This window comes from Clostridium aquiflavi (assembly GCF_031344075.1).
Classification (GTDB): domain Bacteria; phylum Bacillota; class Clostridia; order Clostridiales; family Clostridiaceae; genus Clostridium; species Clostridium aquiflavi.
Genome location: NZ_JAVJAN010000049.1, coordinates 1 through 19,344 on the forward strand (window position 1 = coordinate 1; position 19,344 = coordinate 19,344).

Genomic DNA, 19,344 nt, shown 5'->3' on the forward strand with positions numbered 1-19,344 from the left:
GAAACATGAACTTACTCAGCGAATCTAAATGAGTCGAGTTTCATTTTTAACTTCTGTCCATGAGCTTTATACTACAATATCAATACTGTTTTAAAACATAGCCAAATATATAAAACTATCCCTTGATTACAGGTAACATTTTAATATTATAAATTTTAACTATTAGACAACTCATTTATTTCACTTGTTATTGCTTCTTTTACATTTTCCATAGGAAAATTTTCTCCTGGGCATAAAGTATCATACGTATCTCCATGTCCTTGAACACCAGAAATATTGTATTTTATTATTAGATATGTTGATAACTTCTCTAATGCTTCAATTTCTTGTTCCGTTGGTTCTTCTTCTTCTAAATTTCCTTCTATACATATTCCAAGAGTATTGTTATTTTGCCCTTTTATATGTGCTCCTATTGCTTCTTCTGGTCTCCCCCTATATATAGTCCCATCTTTTCTTATATAAAAGTGATATCCTATTCCAGACCAATTTTTTCCTACATGCATTTCATGTATTTTGTATGGTGTTAAATTACTAGATGCTGCATGATGAAATACAAGCAATATTGGTTTATTATTATACTCTAAATCTCCTGACCATTTATAATCTACTTCTCTTATACCTAATTCTTTCTTTAGACTAGGTAATTTTCTTTGCAAAGTACTTATTCTAATTTTATTTCCTTCATAATAAGGATTATCATTTAAAAATCGTATATATCTACATTTCCCTAAATAGCCTGTTACAAGTGACAATACAACTATTCCTATTAATAATAATACAAGCTTATTTTTAAAACTTTCTTTTTTTATGTTTAGCTCTATTTCCTTAGGACTTATTTTGTATTTTATTTGTGATTTATTTCTATACTTAAGTCTATATTTACTTTTATATTTATTTTTTTCGGTTATACTTGTCATAACATATCCAACCCTCTTTCTCATAGGTTACATAATATATTATAAATCATTTTAAGTATTTTTCCAAATATTGGTTAATAAATACAGATAAATATTTTAAAACACGGCTCTGTTTTAAGAAAATGTTGATATATGCAATAGGTAAAGTGGCATTTTACTCCGTCCACTTTGCTTATATATATATCAACACATATTTAAAACAGATCCTAAAATAAAAATATGGATAAGTATTCTAATATAATAATAATTAAAATACTTATCCATACTTATTTATACTTGCATTGTATAAAATTAATTATAATTTAAATTCTTTTACTAATTCACTTAAATCTTGTGAAAGTTCTGCTTCCTGTTGTACTACTGATGCAACCTGATCCATAGCTTGTGATGTCTCATGTAATCCATTTTTTATATTATGAGAGTGCTCTGTTGTCACTTCCGAATTCTTTGCTGTACTTTCAATAGCTGCACTAATTTGCTCCATTGATGCCCCTATTTCTTGAGACATTGATGATAATTGAGTTGACATCTCATTAACAAAATATCCATCTTTTTCATAAGACTTTCCTACTGCTCCATATTTCACAAGTATATCTTTTATATCATTTTTTATAAAATGTAAAATATCTTGAGTATGAATTGAAAGATTGCTAAATGCATCTTCAACTTTATCAATTGTGCTTTGAATAGTAATAACTGTTTTAGAAGATTCTTCTGCTAATTTTCTAACTTCTTCTGCAACTACAGCAAATCCTTTTCCAGCTTCTCCAGCTCTAGCAGATTCAATTGCTGCATTTAAAGCTAAAAGATTAGTTTGTTTAGCTATTACATTTATTGCATCAGCCATAACTTTTATTTCTTCTACAACTTTAGCATCTTCAATTGCTTCTAAAATACGTTCTTCCTTTTCAAGGCATACATTTTTTGCATCTTCAATTATAGTCTTGCTATGAACTTCTATTTCATCAGCTTTTTGTTTTATTCTTTCTGAATTTTCATTTGATGTCTGTGCCTTTTCTGCTAATTCTTCCATGCTTGCATTAATTTCTTGTATAGATGCAGATAATTCTTCAATAGTACTACTATTATCTTCTATACCACTTACTATTTTAGTAGTTGACATATCCATCTTTTCCATATTCGATGTTAATTCTTGAATAGATGCAGATATTTGTTGACTTAAAGCAGAAGTATTTGAAGACTTATTTATAGTATCTTTAATTGTTTTTCTAATATTTCCTTGTGCTTTATTTAAAGCTAATACTATTTGTCCAAATTCATCATGTCTTTCTAAAACTATATCTGTTGATAAATCTCCTTCTCCCATTCTTTGAGCTAAAGACTTAATTTTATTTAATGGTTTTATAATACTATTAATTGAAATCATAAAAATAAATGCAATAATTATTATTGATAAAATTAAAAATATAAATTCCATTTTAAAATCAATAGAAAATATAACTCCTACAGTTATTCCTACTGCAAAGGTAAGTATATACAGCATAAGAATTTTTATTTTTATACTAACATCTTTTATCATTTGACAATAAACCTCCTGAGAAATATATTAATTTTGTAAATAAATTAATTATAACATTTTATTTACCTAAATTATATAATCATCTAATATATTTCATAATTAACCATTTAATTACAGTTTTATATTATTTTAGATATAATTTTCCACTCATTTTTAGTAATAATAAACACTATTTCAAAATTTATGTTAAAATATCTTTATGAGTAATTTATTTAAGGAGTGAAAAAAATGATTTCAGATAAAATGAAAAACTTAGTAGCAAATAATTCTGCTATAAGAGCTATGTTTGAAGAGGGAAAACGACTTTCAAGTATTTATGGCGAAGAAAATGTCTTTGACTATAGTATTGGAAATCCAAATGTTGAACCTCCTGAAAATATAAAAAATATAATAAATGAGATATTAAGTGAAGAATCTCCAAATCTTGTTCATGGATATATGAACAATTCAGGTTATGAAGATGTTAGAGATGAAATAAGTAAATTTTTAAATAATAAATATAAATTAGATCTTTCTAATGAAAATATTGTTATGACTTGTGGAGCTGCTGGTGGCTTAAATATTATGTTAAAAACACTTTTAAATCCTGGAGATGAAGTTATTACTTTTGCTCCATATTTTGGTGAATATAGACATTACACTAATAACTATGATGGAAAATTAGTTGTTGTTGAACCAGATACGTCTACATTTGAACCTAATATGGATGCACTAAGAGAAAAAATCACAACTAAAACTAAGGTTGTAATAATAAATACACCTAATAATCCAACTGGTGTTATATATTCAGATGAAGCTTTAAAGAAATTATCTTCTATACTTGAAGAAAAACAAAAAGAATTTGGTACTAACATTTACTTAATTTCAGATGAACCATATAGAGAAATAGTTTATGATAATGCTAAAGTTCCTTGTATATTGAAATATTATAAAAATTCATTTATTGGATATTCATACAGTAAATCTTTATCATTACCAGGAGAACGTATTGGATATGTTGTTATAAATAATGATATAGATGCTTTCTCTGACATAAAATCTTCATTAAACATAGCAAATAGAATTCTTGGATTTGTTAATGCACCTTCATTATTCCAAAGAGTTATTGCAAGATCTTTAGATGCTGAAGTTGATGTAAATATTTATAAGAGAAATAGAGATCTTTTATATAATCATTTAACTAGTTTAGGATTTGAATGCTTAAAACCTCAAGGCGCATTCTACTTATTCCCTAAAACTCCAATTGAAGATGATAAAAAATTCTGTGAAGATGCTAAGCAATTTAATTTATTACTAGTTCCTGGTTCAAGCTTCGGATGTCCAGGTTATGTAAGATTATCATACTGCATATCTTATGAGAAAATCAAAAACTCATTACCTGCATTTGATAAATTAATGGCACTATATGGTGACAGTCACCATTAGTGCTTTGGTGACTGTCACTACAGAACATGGGTGACAGTCACCCCTCTACATAATTTTTGTATAATTCACGACAATTCTCAGTTTTAAAAAAAGATAATACCATATTACAATTTACTACCTTTTCTTTTTTCTTTCCTATGTAAACACAATAACTGCTCCATTTATATTCTTCAGGTTTTTTTACCATATTTGCCCTCACTGGATTAAGATGAATATATTTACTTGTTTCTAACATCTGAATATCATTACTAATTACTTGTGACCAATATCGTTCTTGAAAAAGGTGTCCAACATAGTTATATTTCTTATTAAAATACTTTGCATAGGCATTATTAAGCCTTTTCATAAAAAATCCTATGTGAATTTCTTTAGTTTGAATATGTAAATGAATATGATTCGTCATCAAAGTATATCCCAATACTTCAAATTCACCTTCAAAATATTCTATACATTCCTTAATTAAATTTATATAAACTCTATAATCTCTATCTTCTGCAAAAATATAATTTCTACGATTTCCTCTAGAAGTTACATGCATAATAGAATTTTGATACCATTCTCTATTTTTCCTGCTCATAAATATTCTCCTTAAGCTTTTTTCTATAATTATGAACATCTAAAGTAATTTTATTCATTTTAGTCCATGCTGGTGACTGTCACCACAGAACATGGGTGACAGTCACCAACATGAAAAAGTGACTGTCACCAACATCAGAATAATTCTGGTATTTCTAAATCTGTAATATTAACTGATGCATTTAATGGATTACTATTATCTAATTTTATAGTATTAACAAATGTCTTAGGTAATTGCGTTTCCCCTGATACTATAATTTTTTCATTGTACACTATTAAAACATTATCACCACTGGTTAAACCTAATTCACTTAAATTTATGCTATATGATTTACTTAATGATGCTTCAATAGTATTTAATAATTGTAACTCATTATTACTTTTTATCTTATAAATATTAATTGGTTCATCAATTCCCACTTCATTTTCTTCACTAATATTTAGTGTAGCTTTTGATTCTCCATTATATTTAAAATAAGCTCCAAAATTAATGCTAGAATTTTTATTGCACTCTGGTATTCCACTATTTATCCTTGGAGCACCGCCAACTATACCAGTATATACTCCGTGCTTCAAACCAGTTATTACTATTGTTTTAGGTATTTTAATAGGCTTTCTAATTTCATTGCCAATTAAATTATTATATATTATATGATTATTACCTCCAAAACCTAATTCTCCTGTTACTCTTGGCTGTATTATAAAATCATATGGTAATGGTGTTGATTCATATTGTTTAGTAGTTTCATTAAATATATATTTTACATTTATTATGGGACTATGATAATCATACCCTTCCTCCTCACATGAATTAATACCTGATACCACTTTAAAATTTGAGCCTATATTAAATTTAAGTGTTATATCAAGATTATATTCTTTCTGTTTTTCTCCCATTAATATTCTTGCTATATCTTGGAGAATATTATTTTGTATAAAATTATTAGAATTTAAATTATTGCTATCCGAAAATATATTTTCTGGATTAGAAGTATCAATGTTTCTATAGTTTACATTTATAAAATACTTATTTTCCTTTTTTTCTAATATATTATCACCATTGTCTTTTTTTCCAATTAAGTTATAGTGTAAATCTTTTAAATTGTTATTAGGTTCACTACTTCCAGAATCAATGTTACCTAAATTAGCAGTAATTATATTATTATATCTTTTTTCTCTTATACTATTTATTTCATCCTGTAATCCATCCTCATTTAAATTAATACTACCTCCACCAATTATAATTATATTTTTAGTGGCAGCTCCACGTCCTTCATCAATTTTATTAGTAAATGGTTCTCTGATTCCATCATCAAGAATTTGCCCTGCAAGTTTTAATGCTTGGCTTATATTTCTTTTATTAGAATCATATAAATAAATGTTATTAAGTACATTAGTTTTGAATTTATCAGCATAATCACTTTCACTATTACAGCTGATATCAATATCATCAATAGATGTATCACATACTTTATGACAATAAGTAACTATATCATATCTGGTTTTTACACCTTGTAATAAATTATTGCTTAATAATTTATTAAATATTGATTGTTCTACTATTCCATCCACTCCCTTTTGTGGTTTATTATTAGATGCACTTGTATTTTCTCCAATCTTATCTTTCATTGCAGTTGATACATCTAATAAAATAACCACATCTTTAGGACTACTAATTTCACTATTACTATTAAACTTAAATGGTTCTGGTGCTACTATACAATTAAAATTAATATTTTCGTTCAATGTGCATTCATTCTTATTAGATTTAACTTCTGCATTTATATTAGGTAAGTTATTTTCTGATATATTTATATTTATTCTAGACACATTAAGTTTTATATCCTCATTATTCCAAGGAATATTTATAAATGAGTCTTTAAATATATCTTCATAGGTTCCAGGCGCTTTTCCTTTAATTATAAACGAGAATGGCACTGGTTCTGCATGATAAACTACTTCCTTATTATCGCTTCTTCTCTCATCAACTATATATTTTATATTATTTATATTGACTGAATTTCCACCTATATTTAAACTGAAATTATCATTTAAATTTAGATTTAACTTAACATCTTTAATAGTATACCCAGCAATTATCTTGTCACCTATATTGTTAAACACTTCATTTATAGCATTTTCATCTGACATAAAAAATGTTCCATCTTCTCCTACAATTCCGCCCATAGATTCATGTATCTTCTTCATTAACATATTTCCTGTACTATTCTCATCTCCTAGTGCATATCCAATTGAATATATATTATATTTCTTTGTTTTGATTATATTACCTATAGTAGTCGCATAATTAGTTGATTTATCTACATTATTTGATTCTTCTTTACCACTACCTTCAACTCTAGGATTTCTTTTATTAATTTCCCAAATATGATCATCTGTATAAATCATTTCATTATTTATTTCATCATAATATGATTTATACGGAAATAGCTTAAGAAAATCCCACCAATAGTATTTTGCTAGTATAGAATAATAGGTTGGCATTCCATCTGACATAAATACAATAGATTTATCTGCATTCTTATTTTTTTCTAAATCTAAAATATAAGTAGCTTTTCTTAAACCTTCTCCAGTATTAGTTCCGCCATCAGCTTTAATAGAATTTATAATTTTTAATAAATCTTTTTCTGTATTTCCATTATTTAAATAAGTATAACCGCTAGTTGAATAAGTAACTATATCAATATCTAAATTAGGTATTTTCTTTATTTTATTTACAAACTCTATTGCTGCATTCTTCATTTTTTTTATTTTAGAATCTTTCATACTTCCTGAAGTATCTAGTACTAATACAATTTCTTTTTTAGGAATATTACATTTAAAATCACTTGGAATTATCTTTCCATCAACCTTTATGTCTTCTCCAATAACTGGATTTTCTGGAGTTACTGATGTTATTTCCACATCAAATGATGGCTTATCAGAAATTCCTCTATCTATTGCATTGACAACTATAAGTTGCCCACTTATCATAGCCACAATTAAAAAGATACTTACAACCCCAATGAAAGTATCTTTCCTTCTCTTTGTATTTATTAATTTAGACATATAACTTTTGATTTTTCTCATTAAATTCACCCTCTTTATTTTTATATGAAACTCTAAAACTTTCATATACTATTAGGTTTAAATAACTTTGTCTTTAATATTTATTTCTAAATGCAAATTTTACATTCACTGGATATTTTATGTCACTATAACCCATTTTTTTAGATAATATAATCTCTATTTGTGCAGATTTATCATTTCTAGATTTTATATTTATTTTATTTAAATTATTTGATAACTTTTTTGTGCTTATTTTGTTTTTTTCTTCTTCACATTCAACTATAGTAAGCTCTGTACCCTCTTTCTTTATTTCAAATTCACTCTTACTTTCATCTTCATTCAATACTACAAAATTTATAGATTTTACATCATTGTTTTCTTCTTTATAATCCATGCTATTTGCTTGCATTCCAATTTCACTTAATTTCTCTTGTATTGCTTGTCCTTCATTTTGTAAAGTGGATCTAATGTCTACATCAGATATAATTCTATTATTAGTATTAAACATTTGAAATATCATTCCTAATATAACAAGTGTTAACGCCATAACTATTATTAGTTCTGTTAAGGTAAAACCTTTTTTCTTTATCCTAAACATTAAATCCACCTCCCTACTATCTTATTATCTTCCATAACCTGCTACTTAAGAATTTATTTAAATCATAGTCAACATTTATAAATCTTGTTTCATCATCAGTACTATCTTTTAAGTCCTTTGTATCATCAACAAATACAGAATTAAATACATCTTTATTATATTTATATATTTCCTCTATAGTATCGTTATCATAAGTTATAGTCTTATCTCCAAAGCCTTGGACTTTTAAATTTCCTTCTGTAATTATATTTCCTTTAAATTTAACATTTCCATCAATAATTACATCACCAGCTGTAACTATAACAGCATCTAAATCTAAATTTACATTTCCAGAATCTAATATAATTAATTTGTTATTTTCCCAATCATTACTAGTAGTTGATCCTTTTCCTTTTATAACTATAGTTGTATCAGAATCACTATTAAATATGGCTTTTTTACTTTTATTTATTGAATCATTTAAATCATAACTATTTGGTATATTTTCTAAATTTATAATTGATTCAATAGGATTTTTGTTATTTCCCATATTGTTATATAACTCCATTGCAATATCCTTAGATGTTTCTCTACTTAAATTATAAACTTTCTTACCGAACTCCTCTTTTTTTGATCTTATAGAATCTTCAACATTAATTTCATAAGTTTTATCTTTAATAACTGTATTTCCATTTGCATCTTTATATACAATAGCCCCTATGGCATAAGTTTTTTCTGGAAGCTCTATCCCACCAGTATCAATTATTTCTTTTCTACCGTCATCCCAATAATTAGTAAACTTTTCACTCTTATCTTGAAGATTTCCTGATATATAATTTCCTACATCATAGGGATCATTTGATCTTGCTATTTTCTCGTCTACATAAGCTATATAATTTCCCTTTACCCCTGTTGATTCTCCAGTGGTATATGAAATATCACCATCAGCTATATGTGCAACCCCCATAATATATGCTGAATCTGTTATTTTTACTCCTGATTTTTTATTACCGTTAACTATAATGCTACTAGATGTTCTTTCTAGTTTATCTGAAGTATTGTTTTTAGATGACTCAATATTCTTATCATTTAATCCATAAAATTCTTTTATTTTTATACTTGTATCTACACCTTTAAGTGTTAAGTCATTATCTAATACAGCTTGCCCATTTATATTTAAACTAGAACTTCCCCCAAATTCATTGGCATATTTTCCATCAGTAGTTTTACCTGCAAAAATATTCAGTGCATATAAGTTTCCATTTACTGTAGATTTCGCATTATCTTCAATATTAAATGTACTTGCTGTATTTACTTCACCATTAAATATAACTTCACTAGTATTTATGTTTATCCCACCTCTATATTTGGAGTAAACACGATTTCCATCTTCCTTTTTATTTCCTTGAACAAATATATTTCCATTTATATTTAATTTAAAAAATTCATTATCATATATTCCTTGATGATTGTAACCATCAGATTTCATGTTTTTTCCCACTATTATTGATGATATATTTTTAACATCATCAAGTGTACCAACAACTCCAGTACTTTCCCTAAAACTTACATCTTCATTATTAGGGACATTTATTGTATAGGTTTCTTGAACTATTCTAAGATTATTTTTAGTAATATCATTATTATTTTTGCTTTTATCTATAAATTTTGAAGTTACCTGAATCTTAAATGCATCATTGTTTGAATCATAGGAAATTCCATAAATATCATCCTTTATTGAAGTCAAATCTTTGTCTTTTCCATCTTCATTTACTATTTCTTTTAGCTTATCTACACTATCCTTACTGCATACAAAAAGTTCTGGTTTACTTTCTTCATTTGTAAATTTTATTGATGATGAATATTTAAAATCATTTGACTTTATATCTTCATCTAGGTTTTTATCTGATAAATCAATATCACTATATCTTTGATTACAAATTGAGTATGCTAGTATGTTGTTAGGTATATCTCCTTCTGAATCAGTGTCTGGACTCTTTTCTTTAGATATAAACACTCTAAAACATCTCTTAAATTCTAAGTCCGATAACATTTTTACTTTTTCATTAAACTTTTTTTCTGCTGCTCTTATAGCTTTTCTTCTTTTTGCATCAGTACTATAAGTTTTTTTCTTAGCAGCTTCAAATTCTTTTTTAGCCTCATTATATTTTTCTAAATTAGGACCACCCTTACATTGTCCAGCTTTAAGCTGTCTTGCTTTAAAATCTCCAAATTTAACTGCACCATCAAATGTTTTAACAATAACATCATATGCCACATCTAAACCTGAATCTGATGAATATAAATTTTTAATTTTTCTACTTTCTTTAATTCTCATTTTGTAGTCTCCAACAGTCATAGATAACAATGCTGTTCCTACCGTAATTAAAATAGTAAAAATAATAACTACAGTAATTAAACTAGATCCTTTTTGTTTTTTCTTCATTTAATCACCGCCTACTTTATATAAATATTGTACATAGCATTACCTACAAATTCAGTATTTCCTTTGTTATATTGTATTTTAACTTCTATATCATATAATTCACCTAACCCAAAATCTTCGTTCTCTGATCTATTAGTAAACTCTCTTACTTTCCCTTCTTTAGTAATTAAACCTACTTTTAATTCTTTTGATTTTTGCAATTCTATATTTAATGGAATATTATCCTTATTATATACTTCTATCTCTACATCCTTATATTGAGTTTTTCCGTCTACATTTTCAAATTTTAAATTATAAAAATTAAAAATTATCTTTATCTGATTATCTTTACTACCACTATTTATTGCTTTGCTGTCTTCTAACTCCCCAGATGAATTATTTGATTTTATTAATACATTCTTTTTATTTGAAGCGGTCTCTGTTTCTATAATAATATTTAATTTTTCATCAACATTAGTAATTGTAATATTGTTACCTTTACTATTTTCTATTTTTACTGATGAACCATTTTCATAAGTTTCAATATTGTATTTAAATTCATATACTTTATTATTATTTTCACTTTCCTTATTTAAATAATAATTATTTTCTTCTAAGTTACTGCTATCTTTATCTAAGGAAATGCTATTTACCTTTTTTAAAGCTATCTTTGCACTATATCCATTGCCAAATTCTTTATCCCCTTGAAATTCTTTTTTGTTCTCATTGGAAGAAATCTCTTTAAAGTTTATTCCTGAAAGTTCATAATTTATATCATCATTTTTTTTCATTTCTCCACTCTTAATATCTTCAAATATCTGCTGTCCATACAATGTAGCTATTTGTTTAACTTCACCTGCTTTATTATTTCTCATAGATGTCATAACGATGCCATATGTTCCACTCATTATTATTGCAAAAATTGCAAATGCTAATATTACTTCTACTAGTGTGAAACCTCTGTTTTTGTGATTTATTTTTAAAGTAAACTCTCTGTCCCTTTTATACAAATTTTTCATAAATCATCCCTACTTATTATTAACACTTATATTTTTACTATCACCATCTACTGTTACTCTTGCATTTTTTGAATCATCACTGTCTATTTCCACATTAACTAATTTATCAGTTTTATTTATAATATTTATTTTTAATCCTGATTTATCATTTGAATTAACTCTGTTTTCACTTAAAACTTTTATATTTATATTATCTGAATTCACTATAAATTCTTCTCCTAATCCATTGTAATCAATAGGATAGCTTCCATTTGATGTCTTATATTTATAGTAGTATTTATCATACATTTCTGTTATTATAATTTCCACTTCTTCTACATCATTATTATTTGCATATATATAAGTAGCTTTTGATTTATCATTACTTTTTCCCATTATAATACTTGGTAACTCTGAAGTTATTGATTTCACCGAAACTAGAAAATCACTATCTGTCTTTTCACCATCTGTTATTACATTTCCAACTGAACCATCTAAGCTAAAAGGCGACGATTTACCATAAATATTATTCACAGTCCAGTTCAAATATTTTTCCAAGTCATCATTTATTTTAGGCATAGCATATATCTCTAAACTCATTGTTCCTGTTACTTGATCTATAGTTTTTTCAGATATAATTATAGAATTTACAATTATTTTTCTTTCATAATTTCTAATAGAATTCAAAAAAGTATCTAGTGATGCATATGATCCTGAAAAATTCAATTCAAACTTTATTTGTTCTACCTCTTCCTTGTAGTTACTATCATTTTCACCTAAACTATTTTCACTATTGCTTGATGACTTACTTTTATGTTGTGTATCTTTTGAATCATTTAATAAAGACTCATCTGAATTTGATTCACTTTTTGAATTATCACTCTCAGATGAAGAATTATTTTTTTCAATAATACTATTAATCTTATCATTATATTTTTCAGTCATTTGAGTAATTGTACTTTCCTTTAAATTCTCCTGAGTTTTCTCTGTTTCAGGTACTTCTGCTACCTCTATCTTGTTAAATATAAAACCACCTTCAAGACCACTATCTTTTAACAACTTGTCTAATTCTAATATTAAATGTTCTTGACTTATAGTTGGATAAAACGAATCTGCTTTATATGACACTTTAGTATTTAAAATCTTTATTTCACTTTTCTTGTCATCTAATGAATTTATAGTATTTATAATATTATTATATTTTTGTTCTAATTCATTTTTATTTTTACTCTTATCTGCTATCTTTGAAGTTTGATTTAAGTATATAAATTTATAATAAAAAAATCCAATAAGAACAATCGCAAGTACACTTAACATTACTTTTTCCCTTTTACTTATTTTCATATTAAATTACACTCCTTTAAGGCACATTTAATATGCCTAATACACATTTAATATCAAAGGAATATTGACCTTCTATTGAACTATCAACATCTATAGAATTAACAAATACTTCTTTCATAATTGATAATTCTTTTAAATTATGTTGAAATTCCCCTACTGCATCCCTACTTGATGATACTCCTTGAATTGTTAAGGCATCATTATTAATTTGTAAAGTTTTAAATGAAATTTGAGATGGTATGGTTGAATTGATATCAGTTAATACTAAATCTGAAACATTATTCCTATTATTTACCCTAGATAATACATCATTTAATGTTGTATCATATTTAGTCAAAGTGCTTATTTTATCATTCACTTTTTCAGCTTCAGAAAATTTTTGCTGTATTTCTGAATTATTTAGTTTTTCATTATAATTCTCTATATTTTTATTTAATATTAATATCCTAGCACTATTAAAAATTAAAGTTATGATTATTAATCCTCCAATAATGCCCATAGCTCCATAAATATATATCATAGCACTTCTTTTTTCTTGATTCTTTCCTTTATAGGAACTAAAAAAGTTTATATCTCGCATATTAAACCTCCCCCCTATAACCTTATAAGTGAACCAATAACATTAATGAAGTTATCTATATTTTCACCAATATCAATATTAGAATCATTAATTATTTGGGGAATATTTCTTATTTTTATTGTTTTTATTCCAATTCTAGATGTTATATACTCTTCTAAATTTTTAATCCTGGATGTTCTTCCATATATGAATATTTTATTAACATCATCACCAAAATTTTTAGTCTTATAAAATTGTATTATTTTTTCTACTTTATCTATCCATTCATCTAAAGTACCTATAATTATATGATTTTGAAAATCTAGTTCGTCTTCTTTTAAATCTATGTTATTTACTTTAAAATTTTCTAATTCTTCTATTGGAATATTCACATTTTCATATAAAATTTCATCGATATATTTTCCGCCCGCCTTTATTATTCTTGTGAATTTTAATATTCCATTATTATATATATTTACATCCAAACTAGTTGCTCCCATATCAATAAATACAACAGCCTCTTCAATATTTAATTTATGTTCATTTATAACCTCTATATAATTAAGTAATTTATTTAAAGCATTATAGTTAACATCTAAAGCAAGTGGCTTTAAATTTAAAGCCATTAAAAGATCATAATATCCTCTAGCCATCTTTTCTGGATAAGCAATTGCTCTAACTTCTAATTTTTTACCATCATCAGAAAATTCTTCACCTATCATAGTGATTTGTAATATATAATCGTCTAAGTTTATAGGTAAATATTGCTGTATTTCATACCTTACAACAGTATCTAATTCCTCTTCTTTTACATCTGGAATAAGAATTTCTCTATTTATAATTAAAGATGAATTATTTGTACATATTCCTTCCTTTGCATTTATTCCATTATCACTTAATACCTTTTGCAAAATTGAAACAAGTGCTTCTTTTTTTTCAATACTACCATCAATAATTGCTTCAGCTGGTGTAACAGTGTCTATTAATTTTTCAACCGATAATACACCTTTATAATATGTGCCCTCTGCTATCTTTATATTTGTACTTCCGATATCAAACGCTACAACTTTTCTCTTTTTTTCTTTTCTAATTTTAATAGATTTATGTTTTTTATTATCTTTAAATAATTTAGTCTTTAAATCCTTTATGTCTAAATTCATAAAGTCTTTTAATTTACTAAAATCAAAATTTAATTTACCCACTTTATTAAAAATTCCCTCCCTTATTAAATACTTATCTTTTATGTCATATATTTAATCTGAAAAGTTTATAATTTTAATTCCAAGAACAATGATTATTGAAATTCTTAAATTATTTTAATTTGTTAATCTTAAACTTTAAATATTATGTATATATTAAATTGTAAAGTTAAAATAAGCTTTACAATTTAACTTCTTTAAATATAATATTTTTATTTATCTGCTCCTTTATTTTCAATCTCATATATTCCTTTACCATTTGGATATACTTCTATTACATCTTCACCAGTCTTATTAGTGGTGACAAATACTCTTATATCATCCATTTTATAAATTCCAACTGCAAATTCATATCCATCTAATGCTTTAACTTTAGGATATTTTTCTCCATCAAGTCTAGATTCTACAGCTTTTGTCACATTGTCCGGATATTCTCCAGTGCTTGGCTTAATTGCAATAGTACCATCTGCTATTAGCGTCGCTGCTACTCCATGTAAAGTTTTAGCACTGGCAATATCAGCTGTTATATTTGCATCCTTAGTTACTTGTCCAAACTTAGGAATAGCAATACCTGCTAATATTCCAACAATTGCTACAACAATAATAAGTTCTACTAATGTAAATCCTTTTTTTCTTTTCTTTAATGTAAATCTTAATACTGAATCCTTAAACATTATTAATGTCCCCCTTTAAATGCAAAATTTATATTTTAATTAAAATATAATAACTCACTATGTTATTTTTAAAGTTAAAAGAAATTCTTCTTATAAATTTTAACTTTACTTATCTACATATTAGAAAGTGTAAAGCCTAAAATTAGACTTTACACTTAGATATAGTTATTTAATTATTTATTTTCTTTAACTTAAAATTGTCGTTACTTATTATCTTTGTTCTTATCTTTGTCTTCATCTTTTATTTTTGCGTAATCTGTAGAATCAGGATATATTGAATTTGTCCCATCAGTTACTGTTATATTTCCACTATCTTTATCAATATTAACTACAAAGTCTTTATTAGTTAATTTTGTTGTTGTTTTTTTACCATCAATATTTTTCCATACTTCTGCTGTTACATCTGCATCACTTAAATCTTTTAAACTTTTATCTCCTTTAGCTACTAGCATCGCTGCTACACCATGAAGATTCTTCGCAGTTGCAATATCAGCTTTTAAGTTTGCATCCTTAGTTACTTGTCCAAATTTAGGAATAGCAATTGCTGCCAATATTCCAATGATTGCAATAACGATGATAAGTTCTACTAATGTAAAACCTTTCTTCTTTTTCTTTGAGATTTGATTTGACATTGATTTGATTGATAAGTTATTCATAGAGAATCCCCCTTATAAATTATTGATCTTGTTTTAAATTATTATTAATATTTTAGTATAATGGCGAGTTGGTATTGAAATTTGCTTTTTAGAATTCTTAATAAAGATTTGTTGAATTAATTGCTTGTCCAAATATTTCATTTGGAGCACGCATTAATTAGACTAATCTTTGTTCTAGTATTCTTAAAGTAAATTTCTCAGTCCATGAGCTTTATACTAAAATATCAACATTAACTAAAAACAAAGCTTTAAATTTGATTATAACTATCAAACATCGGAATCATTATTGAAATTATTATAAATCCTATTATAAGACCCATTATGACTATTAATGCTGGTTCCATTAGTGCAACTGTTCCTTGTATTGTTGTTTCCAATTCTTCATCATAAAAATCAGCGGTCTTATTTAAAATCTCATCGAGAGATCCTGTTTCTTCACCGATTTTAATCATTGAATACAACATTTGTGGAAAAACACCAGTTTCTTTTAATGAGGAGTTTAATGTTTCTCCTCTTACTACTTGTTCTTTAACTTTTATTATTGCATTTTGAGCTATTTTATTATCAATAACACTCATAACTATATCTAAAGCTTGTACTAATGGTAATCCACTTGAAAGTAATGTTGATAAAGTTCTTGTAAATCTGGACACTATAATCATTTCATTAAGTCTTCTAATGACTGGTAATTTGAGCTTTAACTTGCTTGCTGCAATTACGCCACGTTCTGTTTTAAAAATATATTTAATTGCAATAATAATTCCTATTATTGCAAGCAAGATCATAAACCAATTTTCCTTTAATGAACCACTTAACCAAAGTAAAAATCTAGTACTCCATGGTAAACTTATTCCATTTTCAGTAAACATAGTCGTAAATGTAGGCATAATATAAGTTAATATAAATATAACTGCTGAAATTGCTACCAATCCCAATATTATTGGATATATCATTGCATTTTTAACCTTATTATTTACTTTATTTTCTTTTTCATAATGATTGGCCATTCTAAGCATTATGCTATCTAAGTTACCACTTTCTTCACCTGCCGCAACTAAACTTACTAAAAGATTTGGAAAAACTTCATTATGTTTTCTCATGGCATCAGATAGTATTCCTCCTTTTTCTACATCCTCTTCAACTTCTTTTAATGTTTCTTTTAGTTTTTTATTTGTAGTTTGACTAGTCAATATATCTAAGCAAGTAAGTATTGGTACGCCTGCATCTAACATTGTATAAAATTGTCTACAAAATATTGAAAGATCTTTAAATTTGATCTTGTTATTAAATTTAAATTCAATTTTTTTACTTTTAATTATTTCTTCTACCATTAAGGGGTAATACCCATTAGATGAAATAAATTCTATGACTTCTCCCTTAGAATCAGCTTCATGAGTTCCTTCAATTTTTTCTCCATCTGTATTCATTGCTCTATATTTAAAGTTAGCCATAGCTTCTCCCCCCTAGTAAAATATGATCCTTTGTATAATAATTTATATATATTAATTATATTTTTAATAATTTAAAATATAATTAACATTACTGTTCTTTTATAAGCGTTACTGTAGCAAGTTCTGTTATTGTAGTTATTCCTTTAACAACTAAGTCTATACACTCCATTCCTAAAGTTGTCATACCATTCTTCATTGATATATCTCTTAAAATATCAGAATTAGCTCCATCATTTATAGCCTCTCTATGCTTTCTTGTCATTTCCATAATTTCATATACACCAGTTCTTCCTGAATATCCTGTGTTATTACAATATCCACAACCTTCACCCTTATATAAAGTTAATTTTTCTCCTGATTTTACTCCTAATATTTCCTTTTCATATTTACTAGCTTCATAAGATACTTTACATTTATCACAAATCTTTCTCACTAGTCTTTGAGCTAATATTCCAACAAGTGAAGTAGAAACTAAATATGGTTTTATTCCCATATCTATAAGTCTTACTATTGATGATGGTGCATCATTTGTATGGAGTGTACTTAATACTAAATGTCCTGTTATAGCTGCTTTTATAGCTATTTCTGCTGTTTCATTATCTCGTATTTCACCAATCATAACTATATCCGGATCTTGCCTTAATATACTTCTAAGTCCACTTGCAAATGTAAGTCCTGCTCTTGTATTTACATTAACTTGATTAATTCCTGGTAAAGTATATTCAACAGGATCCTCTACTGTAACTATATTTACATTAGTAGAATTTAATTCACTTAAAATACTATATAATGTTGTTGATTTTCCACTACCTGTTGGACCAGTAACTAATACTATCCCATATGGATTTGATATTATTTTATCTATTTTCTTTAAATTTTTTTCATTTATACCTAATTTATCCTTGCTTACATTATAATTAGATGTATTTAATATTCTTATAACTACTTTTTCTCCATGTACTACTGGCAATATTGATACCCTAAGATCTACATCATTTTCTCCTATATTCGCCATTATTCTTCCATCTTGAGGTATTCTTTTTTCTGCTATATTAAGCCCAGCAAGAATTTTTATTCTTGTTATCAATGGACCTAAACTATCTATATTTAAAACATTTACTGTTTGTAATTGTCCATCTATTCTATACCTTATTCTTATCTCATTTTCAAATGGTTCTATATGTATATCTGATGCATTCATCTCTATTGAATTTTTGAACAGATATTCAACCATTTTTACAACAGGTGCATTCTTTACATCATCTATTTCTTCAATATTTATAATATTTTTCTTTTTTAACTCTGAACTTTCTTGAGCTAACTGTTTAGCAGCCATACTAATTTGCTGACTACTATAATATACTTCTATAAATTTTTTTATGTCATTTTTTTTAGATATGAATGTTTCTATTTCAAAACCTGTTGAGATTGCAACATCATCTATTGCAAAAATATTAAGTGGATCTACCATAGCTACTTTTATTTTATTATTATCAAATCCGAAAGGTATTAGTGAATATTTGTTACATAAGTTTTTAGGTATTATTGATATTGCTTTTTTATCAAAGCTTATTGTATTTAAGTCTACCTTTTTTATTCCTGTTTGTTGTTCAACAGACTCTATTATTTCTTCTTCTGTAATAACATTACTATCTACTAGTATCTCTCCTAGTTTTTTCCCAAGAATTTTTTGTGATTTTAATGCTTCTTGCAACTGATAACTATTTATTTTTCCTGCATTTATAAGAATATTACCTAATCTTTTTTTTTCAATTGCCATGAAACATTCACCCACTCTCTTCTATTTCTTATATTACAATCTCTCCTATATTTAAAAATATTTTATATTATGGCTATGTTTTAAAACAGTGTTGATATTGTAGTATAAAGCTCATGGACAGAGGAATTTACTTTAAGAACTCTAAAATAAAGCT

15 protein-coding genes are annotated in these 19,344 nt (G+C 26.2%); 1 reads left to right on the plus strand and 14 read right to left on the minus strand.

What is annotated here, in order from left to right; genetic code table 11:
• Positions 1–155: 155 nt before the first annotated feature.
• Positions 156–917, minus strand: coding sequence for a peptidoglycan recognition protein family protein (locus RGC78_RS14390; protein ID WP_309556857.1), 762 nt, complete (start codon positions 915–917; stop codon positions 156–158).
• A gap of 295 nt (positions 918–1,212) precedes the next feature.
• On the minus strand, positions 1,213–2,457 hold the full coding sequence (locus tag RGC78_RS14395; protein WP_252211690.1) for a methyl-accepting chemotaxis protein: 1,245 nt from the start codon (positions 2,455–2,457) through the stop codon (positions 1,213–1,215).
• A 228-nt stretch (positions 2,458–2,685) separates the two neighbouring features.
• Here RGC78_RS14395 and RGC78_RS14400 point away from each other — a divergent pair, with 228 nt between their 5' ends.
• Positions 2,686–3,882 carry a pyridoxal phosphate-dependent aminotransferase gene (locus RGC78_RS14400; RefSeq protein ID WP_309556858.1) on the plus strand — a complete coding sequence of 399 codons (1,197 nt, stop codon included), beginning with the start codon at positions 2,686–2,688 and terminating at the stop codon, positions 3,880–3,882.
• A 37-nt stretch (positions 3,883–3,919) separates the two neighbouring features.
• Here RGC78_RS14400 and RGC78_RS14405 read toward each other — a convergent pair whose 3' ends face one another.
• From RGC78_RS14405 to RGC78_RS14460, 12 genes are all read right to left on the minus strand, one after another.
• On the minus strand, positions 3,920–4,459 hold the full coding sequence (locus RGC78_RS14405; RefSeq protein WP_252211688.1) for a transposase: 540 nt from the start codon (positions 4,457–4,459) through the stop codon (positions 3,920–3,922).
• A 134-nt stretch (positions 4,460–4,593) separates the two neighbouring features.
• Positions 4,594–7,548: a vWA domain-containing protein gene (locus RGC78_RS14410; RefSeq protein ID WP_252211687.1), complete on the minus strand. Its 2,955-nt coding sequence runs from the start codon at positions 7,546–7,548 to the stop codon at positions 4,594–4,596.
• 73 nt (positions 7,549–7,621) lie between these two features.
• Complete coding sequence (locus RGC78_RS14415; RefSeq protein ID WP_252229376.1) at positions 7,622–8,125, minus strand: PilW family protein; 504 nt, start codon at positions 8,123–8,125, stop codon at positions 7,622–7,624.
• A gap of 16 nt (positions 8,126–8,141) precedes the next feature.
• Positions 8,142–10,550, minus strand: coding sequence for a hypothetical protein (locus RGC78_RS14420; RefSeq protein WP_309556859.1), 2,409 nt, complete (start codon positions 10,548–10,550; stop codon positions 8,142–8,144).
• A gap of 11 nt (positions 10,551–10,561) precedes the next feature.
• Positions 10,562–11,548: a type IV pilus modification PilV family protein gene (locus RGC78_RS14425; RefSeq protein ID WP_309556860.1), complete on the minus strand. Its 987-nt coding sequence runs from the start codon at positions 11,546–11,548 to the stop codon at positions 10,562–10,564.
• Positions 11,549–11,557: 9 nt separating this feature from the next.
• On the minus strand, positions 11,558–12,871 hold the full coding sequence (locus tag RGC78_RS14430) for a pilus assembly protein PilO (protein ID WP_309556861.1): 1,314 nt from the start codon (positions 12,869–12,871) through the stop codon (positions 11,558–11,560).
• 16 nt (positions 12,872–12,887) lie between these two features.
• On the minus strand, positions 12,888–13,451 hold the full coding sequence (locus RGC78_RS14435; protein WP_309556862.1) for a PilN domain-containing protein: 564 nt from the start codon (positions 13,449–13,451) through the stop codon (positions 12,888–12,890).
• Positions 13,452–13,465: 14 nt separating this feature from the next.
• Positions 13,466–14,632: a pilus assembly protein PilM gene (pilM, locus tag RGC78_RS14440; RefSeq protein WP_309556863.1), complete on the minus strand. Its 1,167-nt coding sequence runs from the start codon at positions 14,630–14,632 to the stop codon at positions 13,466–13,468.
• Positions 14,633–14,841: 209 nt separating this feature from the next.
• Positions 14,842–15,303 carry a type II secretion system protein gene (locus RGC78_RS14445; protein WP_309556864.1) on the minus strand — a complete coding sequence of 154 codons (462 nt, stop codon included), beginning with the start codon at positions 15,301–15,303 and terminating at the stop codon, positions 14,842–14,844.
• A 203-nt stretch (positions 15,304–15,506) separates the two neighbouring features.
• The gene (locus tag RGC78_RS14450; RefSeq protein WP_309556865.1) at positions 15,507–15,959 is read right to left on the minus strand and encodes a prepilin-type N-terminal cleavage/methylation domain-containing protein; all 453 of its coding nucleotides are present in this window, start codon (positions 15,957–15,959) and stop codon (positions 15,507–15,509) included.
• Between the two features lie 248 nt (positions 15,960–16,207).
• Positions 16,208–17,410, minus strand: coding sequence for a type II secretion system F family protein (locus RGC78_RS14455; RefSeq protein WP_309556866.1), 1,203 nt, complete (start codon positions 17,408–17,410; stop codon positions 16,208–16,210).
• 88 nt (positions 17,411–17,498) lie between these two features.
• A complete protein-coding gene (locus tag RGC78_RS14460; RefSeq protein ID WP_309556867.1) occupies positions 17,499–19,190 on the minus strand; it encodes a GspE/PulE family protein in 1,692 nt (563 codons plus the stop codon).
• Between the last annotated feature and the right edge of the window lie 154 nt (positions 19,191–19,344).